We start from the raw sequence: 20,247 nt of genomic DNA, 5'->3' as shown, positions 1-20,247 counted from the left end.
GATGCCGATCCTTTCTCTTGCATGGAACAGTCTGCGCAACCGGCGCTTCACCGCCCTATTGACGGTGATCTCCGTGGCATTCAGCGTCACCCTGCTGGTCGGGGTCGAACGACTGCGCACCGAGGCACGGACGAGTTTCGCCAGCACCATCTCCGGTACGGATTTGATCGTCGGTGCGCGCAGCGGGCCGGTACAACTGCTGTTGTACGCGGTATTCCGCATCGGTGACGCCACCAACAACATTTCGTGGACGAGCTACCAGGACGTCGCTCGCAACCCCAAGGTGGCATGGAGTGTGCCAATCTCGCTCGGAGACTCACATCGCGGATTCCGTGTGCTCGGTACCAATACGGATTATTTCCGGCACTACCGTTATGCAAGGAACCGCGGACTGGCGGTGGCGCAAGGCGAGGAGTTCAGGGACCTGTACGACGCCGTGTTGGGTGCCGAGGTCGCGGAGAAGCTGGGTTACAAGCTGGGCGACCCGATCGTGGTCGCGCACGGCGCCGGTGACGTGAGCTTTGCGCGCCACGAAGACAAACCGTTCCGGGTGGCGGGGATCCTCGCACGCACCGGGACGCCGGTCGACCGAACCGTTCACGTCAGCCTCGAGTCGATCGAGGCAATCCACGCCGACTGGCAGAGCGGTGTCCCGACACCGGGTGTCACGATGTCAGCGGAGCACGTACGGAAGTTGAACCTGACACCCAAGGCGATCACCGCGGCATTGGTCGGCCTGAAGTCGAAGATCGGCACCTTTCAGTATCAGCGTTATGTCAACGAATATCCGAACGAGCCACTGTCGGCGATTCTTCCCGGTGTTGCGCTCAGTCAGCTTTGGGGTCTGATTGGCATCGCGGAGAACGCCTTGTTGATCGTTTCCGTGTTCGTCGTGGTCGTTGGGCTTTTCGGCATGCTGACCGCGCTGTTGACCAGCCTGAACGAGCGGCGGCGCGAGATGGCAATCCTGCGTTCTGTCGGGGCACGCCCGGGCCACGTGTTCGCGTTGATCATGGGCGAGGCGGGTGTTCTCACGCTGCTTGGGGTGATGCTCGGTCTCGCCTTGCTCTATCTGCTGTTGGTGCTGGGCCAACCGCTCGTTGAAAGCCGCTTTGGCATTTTCATCAGCATCGGCGGCCTGTCCGGCCATGAAGGAATACTCCTCGTGGCCGTCATTGCGGCCGGATTCCTGGTCGGCAGTATTCCAAGTTACCGGGCCTATAGGCTGTCGCTGGCAGACGGCCTGTCATTGCGCATCTAGTGAGTCCATATGATCCATCGACATCTCTTGCTGTTATGCATAACCACCCTCGGCCTTTGTGCGGCCTGCGACAGGCCGGGCGGTCAACAGGAACGGGCTGCGCCTGCAGCGACGGCCGCCGTTCAGGCCGACCCGGTACCGGCAGCCGCGACCGAGACACAGTCCACCGTGCCGCAATCCGACGCGGATGGCGTGGAGGCGGCCGAGATCGAGTGGGACGCGCTGGTCCCTGCGGACTGGCAGCCGGAAAAGCTGATGGCCGAATACAGTGAAGACGAACTCGACGATGCCGATCCCCGCGCGCAGGAACTGCTGAGCAAGCTGAAAGCCTTGTGGAAGGATGCACCGGTTGTGCATGAACTCGAAGGCCGGCGCGTAAAGATCCCCGGTTTCGTCGTTCCCCTGGAGGTGGACGAGCGAAAAAAGATCGATCAGTTGTTGTTGGTGCCGTACTACGGGGCCTGCATCCATGTGCCCCCACCGCCGGCGAATCAGACCATTTACGTCGTCTTGCGGGACGGCAAGGATTATCAGGGAGAGCTTTTCGACGTCGTCTGGGTGACAGGGACGATCCACGTCGAACGGCTGTCCAGCGAGTTGGCCGAGGCGGGGTATCGCATCGACGATGCGCTGGTGACGCCGTACGAATAGTCCGGCGGAAAACAGGTTTCGCTTTGGGGCGGTTGGCGTCAGCAGGTTCTGTCGGGCGGGGGTGCATGCCGTGAGGCGCACGCCGTGAGCGCGATGCGGATTCTGACCTGTCTCCGGCCGCGATCCGGCTATTGCCAACCATCTGGAACAGGCGTAGCGTAAACGTCGTTTTCCTCTCCGGCATTCGCGTTCAGCGACTGCCCCCCGTTGCAAAGCAGGTCTCGTACTGCGTCACCCCGGCGTAGGTATCTCTGTGGAACTCTTCAAGGCAAATTCGCGAATCGATTTCATGGGTTGGCGGCGTGTCATGGCCGTCGTGCTCGCACTGTTGATCGCCACCAGTATTGCGTCACTGGCGTTTCGCGGGCTGGTCCTCGGCCTCGATCTGACCGGCGGCGTACTGATGGAACTGGGCTACGCCGCACCGGTCGATCTGGGCGAGGTGCGGGCGTCGCTGGTGAAGGCGGGCTATGGTGAGGCCGTCGTTCAGAGCTATGGCTCAGCGCGCGATGTGATGGTCAGGCTGGCGCCGCGGGCTGGCGAAGACAACGAAGTGCTGAGTGCCAAGGTACTCGACGCGCTGAGAGGCCAGCGACGCGACGAGGTCAGCGTGCGACGCGTCGAGTTCGTCGGTGCACAGGTCGGTGAGGAACTCACCGAGCAGGGCGCTTTGGCGGTACTCGTGGCCCTGTTCGGCATTCTCATCTATGTGGCCATGCGCTTCGAATGGCGATTTGCGTTGGGCGCCGTGCTGGCAACGGTGCACGACACGATCTTCACGCTCGGATTTTTCTCGCTGTTCAGGGTCGAATTCGACCTGACCGTGCTGGCCGCCGTGCTGGCCGTGATTGGCTATTCCCTGAACGACACGATCGTCGTGTTCGACCGCATACGTGAGAATTTCCGGCGTATGCGAACCGGCAGGGTTGCAGACGTCATGAACGCGGCGATCAACCAGACGCTGTCGCGTACCATCATGACCAGCTTCACGACGCTGTTGGTCGTCATTGCACTGTATGTCGTCGGCGGAGCCGTGGTGCACGGCTTTTCCCTCGCGCTGATCGTTGGGATAGTGGTCGGTACCGTGTCGTCGATCTATGTCGCGAGTCCGCTCGCGCTGTGGCTTGGCGTGTCCCGGGCGGACCTGATCCAGGAAAAGCGTCCTGCCGGCGAGTCCGACGGCCGTCCATGAAGGCGCCCCGGGGTCGCCGGTGCGCCGCCTTTCGGTACTGCACGGCTGCCCGCAGGCGGGTTGATTGAGGCGAACGGCGGAACGCCAATGGTGCATTTTCAGCAGCGACGGGTCGCGCTGATCCATTGGCCGCCGGAGTCTCCGGGCCGGACTTCCATCTGCCGTTCACGGCGGCGCGTCTGCGGGCGTTGTTTGTCCGGGTGCACATCGACCGCCGGGAGGGGGGCTGTTCCATGCGCCCAACCGGGTCGAACTCTGCCACCTGGTTTTTCGCGCCTGTGGCCGCGACGCGGCCTGCTCAGGCGCGTACCGACACGGTTCATAGCGCATCGTCCCGGTCGGCATGGGTGTTGGGCAACCTGGCGGCGGCCGGGCGCACTTGACTGAGGTCAAGTGAAAATTAGTATCAGCTAATATACTAACACTTAACACGAATGACCAAGAGGTAATGTGTCATGAAAAAGCGTTTCAAATCGTTGTTGGTTGCAGGCCTGCTGGTGGCCGGTCTGGGTTCGGCCGCGGCGGCTCCGCAAATGGAAGTCGGCGATGCTTGCTGCCTGGCCGCGGAGTGGATCCTCGACGTTGCTCCTCCGGCGGCGCAATCGAGCGAGCAGTTCTGCTGCCTCGCCGCTGAATGGCGGGCGGAGGCGGGCCAGCCGTCGGGTCCGGAACAGGCGGTACAGGCGCCGCGCGGCGAGAGCTGCTGCCTGGCCCGCGAATGGGATGCCTCCTGATAGACGCGGACGGGTCGCGTCACGCTGGCGCGGCCCCTTCGATGGCGCTTGTCGCGCCATGTCGCGCCATGTCGCGATTGCGCCGGGTGAACGGCGCGCTCTGATCGCCGCGTCCCCGATCGGCGGTACCGAATGGCCGTCGGTACCGGCGAATACGGTGTCCCGGCGAGGTGCTGGCCCGGTTGCCGCGCGTGCCCGGGTTGACGGGGGTCATGGTCGCTAGCGGCGATCGCTGCGAGACTGCACCGCCATCCCCCTGGCCACACGATACGCACATGCCACTTCCCAATCCCTGCAGTCTGTTGTTCGGGCCGCTGCGCTGGTTACCACCGCGTCTGCATGCGCACAGTCTGGCGTTGCTGTTGAATCGCGTACTGGCTGTGCCCTTGAAGGATGGCGAGCTGGATTTCATGCGCGGCAAAAGGGTCGCGCTGCTGGTTACTGACCTGGGCGTCGGCTATCGCCTGCAGCTTGGCGATAACGGTTTCGCCGCGCGTCCGGATGGCCTCGAAGACGACCTGCGCTTCATTGGCGAACTGCAGACTTTCCTTTTGCTCGCCACCCAGTGGGAAGACGCGGACAGCCTGTTCTTCCAGCGTCGCTTGCGCATCGAGGGGGATACGGTGACCGGCCTGCACCTGAAAAACTTCATCGATGCGTTGGGCGAACCGCCGTTGCCGGCGGTGGTTCACCGCCTGCTCAACGGGCTCACCGATTTGTACCCGCGTTATTGCCGCAGTGGCACGACATCGGTTCAACCCGACCAGCTCAATCCTGCGCGCCCATTCCAGTAACCGTCGCACGGTCCTGCCGGCATGTAGCTTGCCAGTTCGTGTTGCGCGTCGTCGGCACCGCGTCTGCCTCGCAGCACCTCGGCGAACGCCCGGATGATCGCGCCTGTGTGTCGTGACTGGGGGCTGATGCGCAGCACGTCGACGTCCAACATGCGGGCATCGTCGAGTTCGCGCTGCAGGCTGTAGGTCTGCGCAGACTGGGTCTGAATGCCGTTCAATGCCAGAAAATGACGGTCCTCCTGGGTCGACAGCAGCATCCCGTCAGGGTAGTCGATGCAGCGGAACTGGCAGTCGTCCTTGGGCAGGCGATGGGCACGCGCGGTGAAGCAGCGCGCCGACAACGCCAATGGCAGGCGACCGAAAGCAAACAGTTCCGTCTCCACGTCGGCTGGCCGCTCGGCCTGCATCTGCACCAGGGTGTCCCTCGACAGTTCGACCGGCATCACCCACCGGCGCATACCCAGCGCCGCCAAGCTGCGCAGGGTGCGCGCGTTATAGATGTTGACGAAGGGGCCGGCCACGAAAGGCGCCTGGCCCGCAAGCAGTTGCACCGCGGCCATGTCGTTCGCTTCGACCATGAACCGGCCGTTGGCGCACAGGCGTCGAAGGCTCTTGAGCTCGGATTCGGCCTCGATCAGCGCGAGGCTCGACAGCACCACTTCCTTGCCCGCATCGGCAAGTCCGGCGGCAATCGCCAGCCAGTCGTCGAGACGCAGGCTGCGGCGCTTCGCGCATACCGTCTCACCGAGGTACACGGTGTCGACGGGTGATTCGGCGATGTCGCGGTAAAAGGCCATCAGGTCGTCGCGCGACCAGTAATACAGCACGGGGCCAACTGCGAGACGTGGTGAGTTCATGGGCGTGGCTCCGTCGTGATTCATTGCCAGGGGCGGGCATAGGCGCCGAGCGTCGTCTGTTGGCCCTCGCTGACACGGTTCAATGTCTGCTGCCATTCGGGCAAGGGTCGGTAGTTGGCCCGGTCCCGAAGGCAACTGTCGATCGCGGCCCGCCATACGTGGGTCACCTGACGAACGTAGGTCGGACTGCGCTGCCGGCCCTCCAGTTTGATCGCGGCTACGCCGGCCTCAACCAGCTGTGGCAGCAGGTCGAGCGTGTTCAGGCTGGTGGGTTCCTCGATGGCGTAATAGGTGTTGCTGCCAACCTGGTAGCGCCCCTTGCACAGGGTCGGGTAACCGGCCGGGGCGCCGGCACCGACGCGGTCCACCAGGACCTCGCCCAGCCGGGTCTCGAGACCTCGGGGGGTCTCGATCCACTGCACCGACGCGGCGGGCGAACACACGCCGTGGGTGTTCGGTGACTTGCCGGTCGCGTACGACGACAGCAGGCAACGGCCTTCGACCATCACGCACAGGCTGCCGAATCCGAACACCTCGATCTGTATCGGGCTGTGTTCGATGACCTGACAGACCTGCGCCAGCGACAGCACGCGCGGTAGCACAGCGCGCCGCACGCCAAACCGTTCGTGGTAGAAACGCAGCGCCTCGTAGCTGGTCGCAGATCCCTGTACAGACAGATGCAATGCCAGATCCGGGTGGTGCTCGCGGGCATAGTCGAGCACCCCGATGTCGGCGGCGATCAGTGCGTCGACGCCCAGCACCGCGGCGCGGTCGACCGCATGTTCCCAGGCATGCCAGCCGGCCGGCTGTGGATGGGTGTTGAGCGCCAGAAACACCCTGCAACCGCGTGCGCGCGCGTAGCTGATGCCGTCTTGCATACCGCGTTCATCGAAGTTCAGGCCTTCGAAATTGCGTGCGTTCGTCGCATCGCGAAAACCGAGGTAGACGGCGTCGGCACCGCCGTCCACCGCGGCCTTCAAAGACGCCAGGTTGCCGGCAGGACAGACGAGTTCCATGGCGCTACAGACCTCCCATGCAGGGTTGTTGGGTGAGTGCGCTGCCCTGGCAGGTGCCGCGGCGCGCAAGCGTTTCGGCGATGCCGTCGATCACCCGCCACTTGTGACGACACCACTCGGGGGCGAGCAGAATGCGGGGTGATGCAGTCCCGGTCAGGCGGTGGTAGACGACATGCGGTGGCGTCAGTTCCACCAGGTCGGCGGCCGTTTCCAGGTAATCGTCGAGCGCCCAGGGTCGGTACCCGCCGCGCCGCCACTGGTTGGCCAACAGGGTCCCCTTCACGACGTGCAGCGGGTGGAGTTTCAGGCCGTCGACGCCCAGTTCGAGCACGCGTGCCAGCGTGGTCTTGGCGTGCTGTGGTCCCTCGCCGGGCAGGCCGACGATCAAGTGCGTGCAGACCTTGAGTCCGCGCGCCCGCGCTTCGTGGACCGCGTCGATATATTCGCTGAAGTAGTGGCCGCGATTGACCAGGGCGAGGGTGTCGTCGAATGCCGACTGCAGGCCGAGTTCCAGCCACACCTCTTTGCCCTCGGCCTGATAGCCCGCCAGCAGGTCGAGCACCGCGGGCGGCACGCAGTCCGGGCGGGTGCCGATCGACAGGCCGATCACGTCGGTCGCCTGCAGTGCTTCCCGGTACAGTCGATCGAGTTGGGTGACGTCCGCGTAGGTGTTCGTATACGCCTGGAAATACGCGATGAAGCGCTGCGCGCCCGTGCGTTTCCGGATCACGGCACGTCCGGCGTCGATCTGCTCGCTGACACTGGGTTCGCGCCGCGCGTGCGGGCTGAACGACACGTTGTTGCAGAAGCTGCAGCCGCCTCGGCCCTTGCTGCCGTCGCGGTTGGGGCAGGTAAAACCCGCATTGATCGCTATCTTGTGTACCCGCCGTCCGTAGCGGTGCAGCAGGTCCTGGCCAAAGGTGTTGACGAGTTGCGGTAACGGACTGGACATCGGCGGCTCGAACTGGAGGAACGGCGTTTGTGCCACTGCACCGCGGCGGCCGCTTTGATCCTGGTCAACCGGGTGGGGATTGTCCGGTCGATGTTGATCCAGATCAATGGATCAAACACAACATCTTGGTGTTAGTAGATTATACGACTACAACATGTTGTGTTGTGACCACCACCAGACGAGGATGCCATGGCTTCACCCGCGATGGGGTTGGCCCGGTTGCCGGTGCGCATACGCCGGCGCGACGGGTCAGAGACCGCTTTTGACAGTGACCGGATCGCCAATGCGATACGCCGCGCCGGCGAGGCGACCGGCGAATTTGCCGCCGACGAGGCGCGCCTGCTGACCGCCCAGGTGGTCAAGGTACTGAGCCATGGCCATTTCGCCGACGGCGTGCCGGATGTCGAACGTGTGCAGGACGTTGTCGAACAAACCCTGATCTCGGCCAATCATCTGGCCACGGCGCGGGCGTATATCAGTTACCGCGACCAGCACCGGCGCCTGCGCGACGATCGCCGAACGCTGGTGGACGTCGCCAGCTCGATCAACGAGTACCTCGACCGCGCCGACTGGCGGGTCAGTGCGAACGCGAATCAGGGCTACTCACTGGGCGGACTGATACTGAACACCTCCGGCAAGGTGGTCGCCAACTACTGGCTTTCGCACGTCTATCCGCCGGAGATCGGTGCCGCGCACCGTGAAGCCGACATCCATATCCACGACCTCGACATGCTGGCCGGTTACTGCGCCGGCTGGTCGTTACGCACGCTGTTGCACGAGGGACTGAACGGCGTACCGGGAAAGGTCGAATCGGGGCCGCCCAAGCACCTGTCGTCGGCGGTGGGGCAGATAGTCAATTTTCTCGGAACCCTGCAAAACGAGTGGGCCGGTGCCCAGGCGTTCAGCTCGTTCGACACCTACATGGCGCCGTTCGTACGCAAGGACGGTCTCGACTATGCGCAGGTCAGGCAATACATCCAGGAGCTGATCTACAACCTCAATGTGCCGTCGCGCTGGGGTACCCAGACGCCGTTCACCAATCTCACCTTCGACTGGGTATGCCCGGAGGACCTGCGCGACCAGGTCCCGGTGATCGCCGGCGAAGAGATGCCGTTCTGCTACGGCGAGCTGCAGTCCGAGATGGACATGATCAATCGTGCCTACATCGAGGTGATGACAGCCGGTGACGCCAAAGGCCGGGTGTTCACCTTTCCGATCCCGACCTACAACATCACGCCCGATTTTCCCTGGGAGAGCGACAACGCCGAACGCCTGTTCTCGATGACCGCGAAATACGGTCTGCCGTACTTCCAGAACTTCCTGAACTCCGAACTCAAACCGAACATGATCCGTAGCATGTGCTGTCGCCTGCAGCTCGATCTGCGCGAGCTGTTGAAACGCGGCAACGGTCTGTTCGGCTCGGCCGAGCAGACCGGTTCGCTCGGCGTGGTGACGATCAACTGTGCGCGACTGGGGTATCTGCACCGCGGCGACGAGCAGGCGCTGTTCGCGCGTCTTGACCGGCTGCTCGAGATCGGGCGCAACAGCCTGGAGATCAAACGCAAGGTGATCCAGCGGCTGATGGATGCGGGGCTGTTTCCGTACACCAAGCGCTACCTGGGGACATTGCGCAATCACTTCTCTACCATCGGTGTGAACGGCATCAACGAGATGGTCCGCAATTTCAGCCGTGACGCCGATGACATTACCACCGCGGACGGCTATGCGCTGGCCGAACGGATGCTCGATCACGTGCGTGCACGCATGGTCGAATTTCAGGAGGAGACCGGGCACCTGTACAACCTCGAGGCGACCCCGGCGGAGGGGACGACCTACCGCTTCGCCAAAGAGGATCTCAAGCGGTATCCCGACATCCTCCAGGCCGGCAGCGCGCAGGCGCCGTACTACACCAACAGTTCACAGTTGCCGGTAGGGTTCACCGACGACCCCTTCGAGGCGCTGGCGCGTCAGGACGGTCTGCAGCGCAAGTACACCGGTGGCACGGTGTTGCATCTGTACCTGCCGGAACAGTTGTCCAGTGCCGAGGCGTGCAGGCGACTCGTGCAGCGTGCGCTCGGCAGGTTCCGCCTGCCGTATATCACGATCTCGCCGACGTTCTCGATCTGTCCGAGCCACGGTTACCTGAGCGGTGAATACGAGTTCTGTCCCAAGTGCGATGCCGAACTCATCGCACGCAAACAACACGAGGCAAGTCATGCAAACGCTTAATGCCGACATGGAACTGAAAGACGAGGAACGCACCCGCTGCGAGGTCTGGACCCGGGTGATGGGCTATCACAGGCCGGTCGCGGCGTGGAATCCGGGCAAGCAGTCGGAGCATGCCGAGCGTCGCTGTTTCACCGTGCCGGAATCGCATACGGGCACCGAATGATCGGCACGCTGCGGGTGGGCGGCATCACGCCGTTCACCACGATCGACTATCCGGGCGAGCTCGCAGCGGTGCTGTTCTGTCAGGGTTGTCCATGGCGCTGCCGCTACTGCCACAATGGTCATCTGCTCGAGGCCGACGACACGACGCTGATCGACTGGTCCGCCGTGACCGGATTTCTCGAGCGGCGTCGCGGTCTGCTTGACGCGGTGGTGTTCTCCGGTGGGGAGCCGACCGCACAGCGAGCGCTCGCCGATGCGATCCGCAGTGTGCGTGCGATGGGCTTCAAGGTCGGTCTCCACTCTGCCGGCTGCTACCCCGAGCGGCTGGGCGCCGTGCTGCCACTGGTGGATTGGGTGGGTTTGGATATCAAGGCTGCGGTGCCCGACTACCCGGCACTGACCGGCGTGCAGGGCAGCGGCGAGCGTGCCTGGCAGAGTCTGCGATGGTTACAGGCCAGCGGTGTCGAGCACGAGGTCCGGGTCACGGTGCCGGGGCGGTTGTTGCCGGCGGAGCGGCTCGACCAGTTGATCGACGAGCTGAACCACGCGGGGGTGGCCGAGGTGACGCTGCAGCGTTGTCGTACCGAGCAGGTACTGGACGCCGAGCTGGCAGGCGACCCGCCTACCTGGGCAGGGCCCGCGCGCCTGCGTATCTCGACCGCCGGTCCGGGTGCACCCTGGCGTGATGCGGACTAGGCTGTCTCGCATGGACGAAAGCGGACATTGGAACGCGGTTTACCAGGGCCGTGAGCCCGACGGGCTCAGCTGGTACCAGGCGCATGCGCGACGCTCGCTGGGATTGATCGACGCGAGCGGTACGGCGTCTGACGCGCCACTGATCGATGTGGGCGGCGGCACCAGCCCCCTCGCGGCGGACCTGCTCGCGCGCGGGTTTCGTGAGTTGTGGCTGCTCGACCTCTCGACGGCGGCACTGGATCTGTCGCGTACGTCGCTGGGCGAGGACGCTGCGCGGGTGCACTTCGTCGCAGGCGATGCATGCAGCGTCGCACTCCCATCGGCGTACTTCGCCGTCTGGCACGACCGCGCGGTGTTTCATTTTCTGACCGATCCGGGGAAACGGGCCGCGTATGTCGCGCAGGCATGGGACGCGGTCGCACCGGGTGGTCACCTGATCATCGCGACGTTTGCCGAAGATGGCCCCCGGCGTTGCAGTGGTCTGCCGGTGATGCGCTATAGCGCCGAGGAACTCGCCGCGCAATTCGCCAGCGGGTTCGACCTGCTCGGCAGCGAGCGCGAGATGCATCGCACGCCGGCGGGCGAGGTCCAGTCGTTCGTCTATTGCTTGTTGCGCCGCGCGGGTGCGAAAGCAAGGGGTGGCGGCGCCATGGGGTAGCGCGGCCGGACCGGTATCAGATCTGGGTCGCGCGCAGTGCCCGGTCGCGATCGGGCAGCTGGTAGCGTTCGCGATCCAGCTCCAGCAGGCCTTCTTCGCGCAGCTGCGCCAGGCTGCGACTCAGGGTCTCGGGCGTGATATGCAGATAGCGGGCGATGTCCTGTTTTTTCATCGGCAGGCTGATCGCCTTTCGCGGCGTCGACGCATCGCTGCCGATCCGGTTCGAGAGATCGATAAAGAAACGCAATACCCGCTGTTGGGTCTGCAGTCCGACGGCCCAGGACAGATCGTTGTCCCGCAAACGCACGTGGTAGGCGATGCGCGATATCAACCAGTGCTGCAGATCGGGCGCATGGGAGCATTCCGACATCAGATGCCGGAAGTTCAGCTGGCACACGACCGTGTTGTGGGTCGCCAGCGCATCGCTCGGGTAATGGCCATCGGCGATCGCTTCTATACCGACCAGGTCGCCGGGCAGGTAGAAGCCGGTGACCACCAGGTTGCCGTCGGGCGTCTCGCGCTGCGTCTTGATGGAGCCGCTGCAGACCTGAAACAACGAATCGAACGGCGTACCGCGTCGGTACAGCCGACCGCCGCAGTCGAGTCCGAAACGCCGCCGAATCGCAGCGCCGCACCGTTTCTCGGCGTCGCGCGGCAGCCTTGCGAGCAGGCAGCTGTCATAGCGCGAGCAGAGCCCGCAGTCGTCGCTGCACGAAAGGTCCGCGGCGGTGGTGGTCTGCCGGGTGGTCACCGGCACCGCCGACGTGGTTGCAGACGACGGCTTGAAGGCGATTGCATGGTCTGGAGATACCGCAGTTGAGTGGGGATTCTTATAGCACCCAGCGCGTCGAGTGTACCGCCTCTTTTTGTCGTTTTTGATCTGGATCAAGTTGCTTCCGCATGGCCCATCCGTCCCCCGAACGGGCGGCGTTCGGAACGCCGTTCGACGCCACCGTGGAGTCACGCGCTCGCGTACCTCGGTGGCTTCGTCGCGCTCAAAAAATCCCCGCCGCCGCCGCTATCCCGGTGGTCCGTGCAAGACACCCGTTTGACCACCCTGGAGGACACCGGTGCAGTTCCTGGAAAAGTTGAAGCTCAATCAAAAGCTGTTCGTGCTGGTGCTGGTACCGCTGCTCATGGTCAGCTATTTCTCGATCACCCAGACGCGTGCCTCCTGGGAACTGCGCGGCAGTGCGGAGCGGTTGTCCGAGTTGGCCGCGCTGGGGACGCGTGTCAGCGCGCTGGTCCACGAGTTGCAGAAGGAGCGGGGTGCGAGTGCCGGGTTCCTGGGTAGCAGGGGTGCGAAGTTCGGCAAGGAGCTGGCGGAACAGCGCACGCACACCGACGCGAAGATCGGCGTGCTCGAACAGTACCTGAACGGGTTCGACGCACAGGTACACGGCAGCCGCCTGCAGCAGGGACTGGAAGCGGTGTTGCTGGAACTCGGCCAGATTGCCGCGAAACGTGAGCTGATCGACCGGTTGGAACTGCCGCTCGCCGACGCGCTCGGTTACTACACCGGGATGAACGGGCACTTTCTCGACCTGATCTCGGAGATGTCGAAAGTCAGCCCGGATGAGCACCTCGCGGTGATGACGGTCGCATACGCCAACTTCCTGCAGTCCAAGGAACGCGCGGGAATCGAACGTGCCGTGTTGTCAAACACCTTCGCCCAGGACCGTTTCGCACCCGGTATGTTCCACCGGTTCCTCGGGCTGCAGACGACCCAGGACAACTACATGAACGTGTTCCTGTCGTTGGCCAGCGACGACCACAAACAGTTCCTGCGTGACACCCTGACCGGGGAAGCCGTCAGCGAGACCGAGCGCATGCGCCAGGTCGCGACCGGCAACGCGGAGACCGGTGGCTTCGCGACCGACGCGGTGTACTGGTTCAAGATGCAGACCGCCAAGATCAACCTGCTGAAACAGGTCGAAGACCGTTTGGCGGCCGATCTCGAGGGCGCCGCCGCGGCGATCTCGAGAACCGCTGCGGCATCGCTGGCGGTGAACCTTTCGATCTCGGTCCTCGGGATCGCGATCACGCTGTTGATCGGTTGGGTCCTGGCGCGCAACATCCTGCGCCAGCTCGGCGGGGACCCGCTGTACATCGCCCAGATCGCCGATCAGATCTCGCACGGTGAGCTCGATGCCCGTCTGAAGGACGAGGGCAGCAAACGCCGCACCGGGATCTATGCGAGTATCGTGTCGATGCGCGACAATCTGCGTGCGCGGATCGCCGCCGACCGCAAGGCCGCCCAGGAGACCCTGCGCATCAAGACCGCGCTCGACTGCGTCAGCACCAGCGTGATGGTGGCCGACGACGGTGGCAAGGTGATCTACCTGAACGAATCGGTCGAGCGGATGTTCGGTGACGCGGCACCGGATCTGCGCGAGGTGATCCCGGGGTTCGATGCGAAGGCGCTGATGGGACGGCCGGTCGACGGCATCCTGCAGACCCGCACTGGCGGTGGCGGCGTGCTGGGCCGCGATGGCCAGACGCACGAGTCCCAGGTCGAGGCCGGCAGGCGTACTTTCCGCGCAGTGGTGAATCCGGTCACGGATGCGAGTGGTGGGCGTCTGGGTACCGCGATCGAGTGGACCGACCTCACCGAGCAGCTGGCTGCGGCCGAGCGTGAACGCGAACACCTCGCAGAGGAAAGGGTGCTCGCGGCGCAGAACACCCGCATCAAGAACGCACTCGACAACGTCTCGAGCTGCGTGATGATGGCCGACACGGAACTCAACGTGGTCTACCTGAACCAGGCCGCGCATCGCCTGTTCGACGACTTGCAGGGCGACCTGCGTGCGGTGCTGCCGGGCTTCGACAGTGCGCGGATCGTCGGCAATCCGGTTACGCGCTTCTGTAACGCGCAGGTCAATCAGCAGCGGCTGCTCGGCTCTCTCGATCGCAGGAACGAGGCGGTCGTCGAGTACGGGCAACGGACGATCAAGGTCATCGCCAACCCGGTCCACAACGACCGGCGCGAGAAACTCGGCATCGCGGTCGAATGGATGGATCGCACCGAAGAGGTTTCGGTGGAGAACGAGATCGACGACATCGTCGCGGCGGCGAGCCGCGGCGACCTGGGCCGGCGCATCGTGATCGACGGCAAGCATGGGTTCTTCCGGCGCCTTTCCGAGGGTGTCAACGAGTTGATCGAAGCGGTCGATACTTCGTTCGAAGACATCGCGGAGGTGATGGACAGGCTGGCGCAGGGCGATCTGACCCACTCGATCAGCCGCGACCTGCAGGGCAGTTTCGGCAAGGTCAAAGAGGGTATCAACGGCACTATTGCACGCCTCGAGGAGATCATCGGCAATCTGCGCGAATCGGTCGACAGCGTATCGACCGCCGCGGGCGAGATCTCTTCGGGCAACAGCAATCTGTCGCAGCGCACCGAGCAGAATGCGGCCAGTCTCGAGGAAACGGCAGCGAGTGTCGAACAGCTGGCGGCGGCGGTGCGCACCAACGCCGACCACGCCCAGCAGGCGAACACGGCGGCGCATACCGCGCGCGAACAGGCCGAGGATGGCGGCGAGGTGGTCGGCAGGGCGATCAGCGCGATGCGCGAAATCAACAGTTCCTCGAACAAGATCGCCGAGATCATCGGGGTGATCGACGAGATCGCGTTCCAGACCAACCTGCTCGCGTTGAACGCCTCGGTCGAGGCGGCACGGGCCGGTGAACAGGGGCGCGGGTTCGCGGTCGTCGCGACCGAAGTGCGCAACCTGGCCTCGCGATCGGCGCAATCGGCGCGCGAGATCAAGGATCTGATCAACGATTCCGTGAACAAGATCCACGGAGGTACCGAGCTGGTCGACCAGTCGGGCAATACGCTCGCAGAGATCGCGCTGAGCATCAAGAAGGTCGCCGACGTGGTCGCCGAGATCTCCAGTTCCAGCGTCGAGCAGTCGTCCGGCATCGACCAGATCAACAAGGCCGTGAACAGCATGGACGAGGTGACGCAACAGAACGCGGCACTCGCCGAGCAGACCTCCGCGGCCGCTGGATCCCTGGACGAGAAGGCACGCGAAATGCAGTCGTTGATCGGCTTCTTCCGCACGCGTGGCTCGTCGGCGCGTACCGAGCCGGTGGCGGCGCCCAAGGCACGGGCAGCGGCCGAGCCGCGGCCGCAGGTATCGACCAAGCGGCCGGCTACGGCCCACAAACCGAAGCCGCCGGCCACACGCGTCGCGACCGCAAAACCGGCGCCCGCGTCCGCCGTGGATGACGGCGAGGACTGGGAAGAGTTCTGAGGGGCCCTTCTGCGAACGTCCGGCACCGGAGCGCCGTAGCGCGTGACCGGTGCCGACGGCTCAGGTCCCGGCGATGCGGTCGAAGTAGCGTGCGCGGTACAGCAGCCGCTTCCCGGACGGCTCCGGGTGGTCCTCGAACGCGGAGCGATCGTGCAGCACATTGTTGCTGAGCAGTCCCCAACCCGATTGAAGCGTCGCGCGATAGACGTACGGTGAATCGCCGTTGAGCAGTGCCTGGAGCCAGGCGGCGGCGGCCCGGACCTCGGGGTCATCCTTCCACACGACATGGCGCTTGCGCATCGTGTAGCGCATGTGCAGGTGTCCGTCTGCGGTCACCATGAATACCGGCCCGGTGCGGTCCGGGCGCAGTTCGACGCCGTCCAGCACGTGTTTCGGGATCGTCATCGCGTCTTCCTGCATCAGCGCCCGGACGTGGCCAGGCTCGGCATCGCGCATCAGCAGGTAGGCCATCTCGTGATCCATCAGGGCGTTTTCGCCACCTTGCATCGCTGGGCGCACGCAGTGCAGCAGCAGCGCGTGGTCCTGCCGGTCGAGGCGGTTGTAGTAGCCGTCGGTGTGCCAGTGGATCGCGCGGTTCGAATAGGGGATGTACGGGGTGTGCAGGGCATCGTCCTGCACGGTCAGCGCGGTCACTGCGTCGGCCTCGGCACCACGGTTGTGATCGAGTCGTCTCAGCCCGAACTGTTCGCCGCAGCCGCGCGCGATATCGGTGCCTTCACGTGCGCCCAGGCGGCTCGCGTAGATCGCCATGTTGGCTTGCCGGCAGCGTTGCAGCAGCGCGCCGTGCTCGGCGGCGCTGAGCCGGCGCGGGTCGCCGACCTCGACAACCAGGTCGTCGATCGTCTGCGGCGCACCGGCCAGCTTGCGTTCGCGCCAGGCGCGGTAGGCACGATCGTCGGAGAGGTCGAACGGACTGGCGGGTGTCGACATGCGGCAGGGGCTCAGGTCAGCGGCACGACATCGGTCAGCTGCGCGGTTTCGCCGGCGGACACGGGTAGTGGAAGGTGTCGGCCAGGGAGTCGTCGGTCTGCCCGCAGACCTCGGCGATCTCCTGCAGGCGGATTCGATCGCTGATCTCGACCCGGCTTCCCCGTACCGCCAACAGTCCCTGATCGCTGAGATTGCGCACTATCCGGGAAAAAGTCTCGGGTTTCACCGAGAGTCGCGATGCCAGCGTCTGTTTCGGGACCGCGAGATCGAAGGTCCCGTCATTCGGTTCCGACTTGGTCAGCAGGTAGCCGGCCACTCGGCAGGTCGCGCTGCTCAGGCTGAGGTCGTCGATCTCCCTGATCAGGCCACGCAGACGCTGACTCATGTCGCCCAGCAGCATGAAGCAGGTATCGACCGATTCCCGCAACATCCGCGCAAAGTCGATGTTGTCGACGCTGATCAAGTTGGCCGGCTGCAATGCCTGCGCGCCGACCGGGAAATTCGGTCGATCCAGGAACATCAACGCCTCGGCGAAGGTGCTGCAAGGCGTGACGATCTCGATCACCTTCTCGTTGCCGCGCGGGCTGAGGCGGAACAGTTTCACCTGACCGCTGAGCAACATGAAGAAGCGGTTTGCGGGGTCGCCCTGCTGGAACAGTATCTCGCCTTCGTCCAGGTGTACCCGGCGGGCACGGCTAGCGACCCGCTCGAGCTGGTCGTCGTCGAGACGCGCGAACATAAAGCCTTTCTGCAGATCGGTTTTCAACACCTGTGCGCGGACGCCGAAAAGTGTGTCGCAATTGCCGCTATTAGACCTCCACAGTTGATCTGAAGCAATGTCTGGTGTCGCGCTTGACCAATATCAAGGTCGGATGCGCCTCCGCCTCCTGAAATGGCGCCACGTGGTCACATTGAGCGGAGGTCCATGTCATGTCCCAGGCTTTCACCAAAGCCATGGCGCGCAACATCTTTTACGGTGGAAGCGCGTTTTTCATCTTGCTATTTCTCGCGTTGACGTTCGACACGCACACGGCCTGGCCCGAGCGTGACAACCGCCAGAACCTGACCGAAAAGGTCTCTGAGGGCAAACGCCTGTGGGAGGAGAACAACTGCATTGGTTGCCACACGCTGCTGGGCGAGGGCGCCTATTTCGCGCCGGAGCTGGGCAACGTCCACAAGCGCTACGGCGGCAAGGAAGGTGTCAAGGCGTTCATCATGAGTCGACCGAAAGACGGTATCCCCGGACGTCGCAGCATGCCGCAGTTCAACTTCACCGACGAAGAACTGGACGCGATCGCCGAGTTCCTGAAATACGTATCAGAGATCAACACGGCCAACTGGCCGCCGAACATTCAGGGTTGATCAACGGGGAGTTCATGTAACGATGCAATACAAGTCACAAGCGGTCGCCAAACCGTATTTCATTGCAGCCATTGGCCTGTTCGTTGGTCAGATCCTGTTTGGCCTGATCATCGGTCTGCAATATGTGGTCGGGGATTTTCTGTTCCCCGAGATTCCGTTCAACGTTGCACGCATGGTGCACACCAACCTGCTGATCGTATGGTTGCTGTTCGGCTTCATGGGCGCCTCGTACTATCTGGTACCTGAAGAGGCCGAGCGCGAGTTGGTCAGTCCCGGGCTGGCGATCCTGATGTTCTGGATCTTTCTGATCGCCGGTGCCCTGACCATATTGGGCTATCTGCTGGTACCGTACGCCGGGCTTGCGGAACTGACCGGCAACAGCCTGTTGCCGACGATGGGCCGCGAATTCCTGGAGCAGCCGACCATCACCAAGCTCGGCATCGTGGTCGTCGCCCTGGCGTTCCTGTTCAACGTCGGCCTGACGATACTGAAGGGCCGCAAGACGGTTGTCAGCTTGGTCCTGCTGATCGGATTGACCGGCCTCGCGTTGCTGTTCCTGTTTGCGTTCTATAACCCGGACAACCTCGCCAAGGACAAGTACTATTGGTGGTGGGTGGTGCATCTCTGGGTCGAAGGCGTATGGGAGCTGATTCTCGGTTCCATCCTGGCATTCGTACTCATCAAGACCACGGGGGTGGACCGCGAGGTGATCGAAAAGTGGTTGTACGTGATCATCGCGATGACCCTGATCACCGGCATCATCGGAACGGGTCACCATTTCTACTGGATCGGTGCGCCCGAGTACTGGCAGTGGTGGGGATCGATCTTCTCCGCGCTCGAGCCGATTCCGTTCTTCATGATGACCGTGTTTGCGTTCAATATGGTGAACCGCCGGCGTCGCAATCATCCCAACAAGGCCGCGGTCCTGTGGGCCCTGGGCACTGCGGTGATGGCGTTTCTGGGCGCAGGCGTCTGGGGTTTCCTGCACACTCTGTCGCCGGTCAACTTCTACACGCACGGTACCCAGATCACCGCGGCGCACGGGCATATGGCGTTCTATGGCGCCTACGTGATGATCGTCCTGACGATGATCTCGTATGCGATGCCGATGCTGCGTGGGCGAACGGCCGCGAACAGCGAGCGTTCGCAGGTGCTCGAGATGTGGTCGTTCTGGTTGATGACAGTGTCGATCGTGTTCATCACCCTGTTCCTCACGGCCGCCGGGATTTTGCAGGTCTATCTGCAGCGCTTCAGTGGTGATCCGTTGCCGTTCATGGTGGTCCAGGACAAGATCGCCCTGTTCTACTGGATGCGCGAGTTGGCTGGCGTGATCTTCCTGATTGGCCTGGTCGTGTACATCATGAGCTTCTTCGTGGGTGCGAAAGAGCCCGAAGCCGCAACGCTGGGGGCCGAGGCGGCCGCCTGACCGACACGGGGCGGGTGTCGCGAGATGCCCGCCCTGTGGGAAATGTGTTCCTCAAGTGGTGTTCTACACCCGTCTCCTGATGCCAGCCGAGCAGTCGACGCCGCGAGGCTGGCTTTTTTTCAAGGCCTGGGCAATGTCTTCAGCGGAAGACCCGATCAAACCGCAAGAGGTGAGTGAGTTGTCGTCACCCGACGAGGCGACCGGCACGCGATATCCACCCGGCGACCTCGCCATCTGGATATTCATCCTCGCGGAATTGCTGGTCTTCGCGGTGTTTTTCGCATCCTATGCGTTCACGCGGTTGCAGCATGTCGAGTTGTTCAACCACTATCAGTCGACGCTGAACCGCGATGCCGCCCTGATCAATACGCTGGCGCTGTTGACGTCGAGCTACTTCGTGGTGCGTGGTGTGGTTGCGGCACGCGAGGGCGACAACAAGCTGTGCGCCCGCTGGTTGTGGGCGGCGGTTGGTATGGGTGGGCTGTTCCTGGTCGTCAAGAGCGCCGAGTATGCCCATCACATCGCCGCCGGTGTCAATCTGAGCACCAACACCTTCTACATGTTTTATCTATCGCTGACGTTTTTTCATTTCATGCATGTGATCCTGGGCATGGTGATTCTCGCCGCGGTGGCGGTGAAGGCGCGCCGCGGCGGCTACAGTCGACACGAGCATACCGGGGTGGAGACCGGTGCGAGCTACTGGCACATGGTCGACCTGGTCTGGCTGATTCTGTTCCCGCTGGTCTACGTGATGCGATGAATACCGGATCTTCTCCGCGTCGGCTGATTCGACCCTGCACTGCCGTCTACGCGGTCCTCGTCGTGCTGACGTGCATCACCTGGGGGATAGGCCGGGCCGGTCTGGGTGGGCTCGGCCTGGCGCTGATGGTGCTGGCGTTCGCATTGTTCAAGGGGCATCTGCTGGCGGACTGGTTCATGGGGCTGCGCGGCCTTCGCGGCGTGTGGCGTTGGGTCGTGGTGATCTGGCTGGTGATTCCGGGAGCGCTGATCACGCTGGCTTTCGTATTGAGCTATCGGGGCTAGGAT

General features: G+C 63.5%; 20 protein-coding genes. 14 read left to right on the top strand and 6 right to left on the bottom strand.

The window, feature by feature from the left end; genetic code table 11:
* The first annotated feature begins 1 nt into the window (after position 1).
* The 5 genes from H6955_04720 to H6955_04700 all read left to right on the top strand — a co-directional run bounded on the left by H6955_04720 (position 2) and on the right by H6955_04700 (position 4,632).
* Positions 2 to 1,261 (top strand): ABC transporter permease, encoded by a 1,260-nt coding sequence (locus H6955_04720; GenBank protein MCP5312833.1) that lies wholly within the window; start codon positions 2 to 4, stop codon positions 1,259 to 1,261.
* A gap of 9 nt (positions 1,262 to 1,270) precedes the next feature.
* Positions 1,271 to 1,912 carry a DUF3299 domain-containing protein gene (locus H6955_04715; protein MCP5312832.1) on the top strand — a complete coding sequence of 214 codons (642 nt, stop codon included), beginning with the start codon at positions 1,271 to 1,273 and terminating at the stop codon, positions 1,910 to 1,912.
* Positions 1,913 to 2,165: 253 nt separating this feature from the next.
* Positions 2,166 to 3,104, top strand: coding sequence for a protein translocase subunit SecF (gene secF / locus H6955_04710; GenBank protein MCP5312831.1), 939 nt, complete (start codon positions 2,166 to 2,168; stop codon positions 3,102 to 3,104).
* Between the two features lie 455 nt (positions 3,105 to 3,559).
* The gene (locus tag H6955_04705; protein MCP5312830.1) at positions 3,560 to 3,838 is read left to right on the top strand and encodes a hypothetical protein; all 279 of its coding nucleotides are present in this window, start codon (positions 3,560 to 3,562) and stop codon (positions 3,836 to 3,838) included.
* A 275-nt stretch (positions 3,839 to 4,113) separates the two neighbouring features.
* Entirely contained in the window at positions 4,114 to 4,632 is a 519-nt protein-coding gene (locus H6955_04700; GenBank protein MCP5312829.1) for an SCP2 sterol-binding domain-containing protein, read from the top strand.
* Here H6955_04700 and H6955_04695 read toward each other — a convergent pair.
* From H6955_04695 to H6955_04685, 3 genes are read right to left on the bottom strand one after another with little or no spacing between them, the layout of a single operon-like run.
* The gene (locus tag H6955_04695) at positions 4,593 to 5,489 is read right to left on the bottom strand and encodes a U32 family peptidase (GenBank protein MCP5312828.1); all 897 of its coding nucleotides are present in this window, start codon (positions 5,487 to 5,489) and stop codon (positions 4,593 to 4,595) included. The genes H6955_04700 and H6955_04695 overlap by 40 nt on opposite strands.
* A gap of 20 nt (positions 5,490 to 5,509) precedes the next feature.
* Positions 5,510 to 6,505: a U32 family peptidase gene (locus H6955_04690; GenBank protein ID MCP5312827.1), complete on the bottom strand. Its 996-nt coding sequence runs from the start codon at positions 6,503 to 6,505 to the stop codon at positions 5,510 to 5,512.
* A 4-nt stretch (positions 6,506 to 6,509) separates the two neighbouring features.
* Positions 6,510 to 7,457 carry a TIGR01212 family radical SAM protein gene (locus tag H6955_04685; GenBank protein ID MCP5312826.1) on the bottom strand — a complete coding sequence of 316 codons (948 nt, stop codon included), beginning with the start codon at positions 7,455 to 7,457 and terminating at the stop codon, positions 6,510 to 6,512.
* Between the two features lie 189 nt (positions 7,458 to 7,646).
* On the opposite strand from H6955_04685, the gene H6955_04680 reads away from it, so the two are divergent.
* From H6955_04680 to H6955_04665, 4 genes are read left to right on the top strand one after another with little or no spacing between them, the layout of a single operon-like run.
* The gene (locus H6955_04680; protein ID MCP5312825.1) at positions 7,647 to 9,686 is read left to right on the top strand and encodes a ribonucleoside triphosphate reductase; all 2,040 of its coding nucleotides are present in this window, start codon (positions 7,647 to 7,649) and stop codon (positions 9,684 to 9,686) included.
* Entirely contained in the window at positions 9,673 to 9,849 is a 177-nt protein-coding gene (locus tag H6955_04675; GenBank protein ID MCP5312824.1) for a hypothetical protein, read from the top strand. The genes H6955_04680 and H6955_04675 overlap by 14 nt, the downstream gene beginning before the upstream one ends.
* Entirely contained in the window at positions 9,846 to 10,544 is a 699-nt protein-coding gene (locus tag H6955_04670) for an anaerobic ribonucleoside-triphosphate reductase activating protein (protein ID MCP5312823.1), read from the top strand. Before H6955_04675 ends, H6955_04670 begins: the two co-directional genes overlap by 4 nt.
* A 10-nt stretch (positions 10,545 to 10,554) precedes the next feature.
* A complete protein-coding gene (locus tag H6955_04665) occupies positions 10,555 to 11,202 on the top strand; it encodes a class I SAM-dependent methyltransferase (protein MCP5312822.1) in 648 nt (215 codons plus the stop codon).
* Positions 11,203 to 11,218: 16 nt separating this feature from the next.
* Here the strand turns inward: H6955_04665 and H6955_04660 are convergent, their stop codons facing one another.
* Positions 11,219 to 11,953 carry a Crp/Fnr family transcriptional regulator gene (locus H6955_04660; GenBank protein ID MCP5312821.1) on the bottom strand — a complete coding sequence of 245 codons (735 nt, stop codon included), beginning with the start codon at positions 11,951 to 11,953 and terminating at the stop codon, positions 11,219 to 11,221.
* A gap of 319 nt (positions 11,954 to 12,272) precedes the next feature.
* Here H6955_04660 and H6955_04655 point away from each other — a divergent pair, with 319 nt between their 5' ends.
* Positions 12,273 to 15,461 carry a nitrate- and nitrite sensing domain-containing protein gene (locus tag H6955_04655; protein MCP5312820.1) on the top strand — a complete coding sequence of 1,063 codons (3,189 nt, stop codon included), beginning with the start codon at positions 12,273 to 12,275 and terminating at the stop codon, positions 15,459 to 15,461.
* 60 nt (positions 15,462 to 15,521) lie between these two features.
* Here H6955_04655 and H6955_04650 read toward each other — a convergent pair whose 3' ends face one another.
* Both H6955_04650 and H6955_04645 read right to left on the bottom strand, forming a co-directional pair.
* On the bottom strand, positions 15,522 to 16,412 hold the full coding sequence (locus tag H6955_04650; GenBank protein MCP5312819.1) for a TauD/TfdA family dioxygenase: 891 nt from the start codon (positions 16,410 to 16,412) through the stop codon (positions 15,522 to 15,524).
* Positions 16,413 to 16,446: 34 nt separating this feature from the next.
* Positions 16,447 to 17,151 carry a Crp/Fnr family transcriptional regulator gene (locus H6955_04645; protein ID MCP5312818.1) on the bottom strand — a complete coding sequence of 235 codons (705 nt, stop codon included), beginning with the start codon at positions 17,149 to 17,151 and terminating at the stop codon, positions 16,447 to 16,449.
* A gap of 191 nt (positions 17,152 to 17,342) precedes the next feature.
* On the opposite strand from H6955_04645, the gene H6955_04640 reads away from it, so the two are divergent.
* From H6955_04640 to H6955_04625, 4 genes are all read left to right on the top strand, one after another.
* Complete coding sequence (locus H6955_04640; GenBank protein ID MCP5312817.1) at positions 17,343 to 17,774, top strand: cytochrome c; 432 nt, start codon at positions 17,343 to 17,345, stop codon at positions 17,772 to 17,774.
* Positions 17,775 to 17,796: 22 nt separating this feature from the next.
* Positions 17,797 to 19,200, top strand: coding sequence for a cbb3-type cytochrome c oxidase subunit I (locus H6955_04635; GenBank protein MCP5312816.1), 1,404 nt, complete (start codon positions 17,797 to 17,799; stop codon positions 19,198 to 19,200).
* Between the two features lie 133 nt (positions 19,201 to 19,333).
* A complete protein-coding gene (locus H6955_04630; protein ID MCP5312815.1) occupies positions 19,334 to 19,960 on the top strand; it encodes a cytochrome c oxidase subunit 3 family protein in 627 nt (208 codons plus the stop codon).
* Positions 19,957 to 20,244 carry a cytochrome C oxidase subunit IV family protein gene (locus H6955_04625; protein MCP5312814.1) on the top strand — a complete coding sequence of 96 codons (288 nt, stop codon included), beginning with the start codon at positions 19,957 to 19,959 and terminating at the stop codon, positions 20,242 to 20,244. Before H6955_04630 ends, H6955_04625 begins: the two co-directional genes overlap by 4 nt.
* The last annotated feature ends 3 nt before the right edge of the window (positions 20,245 to 20,247 follow it).

Source organism: Chromatiaceae bacterium (genome assembly GCA_024235395.1).
Taxonomy (GTDB): Bacteria; Pseudomonadota; Gammaproteobacteria; order Chromatiales; family Chromatiaceae; genus Thiosocius.
The sequence above is the reverse complement of the archived record's forward strand: the minus strand, read 5'-3'. Positions and strand labels throughout refer to the sequence as shown.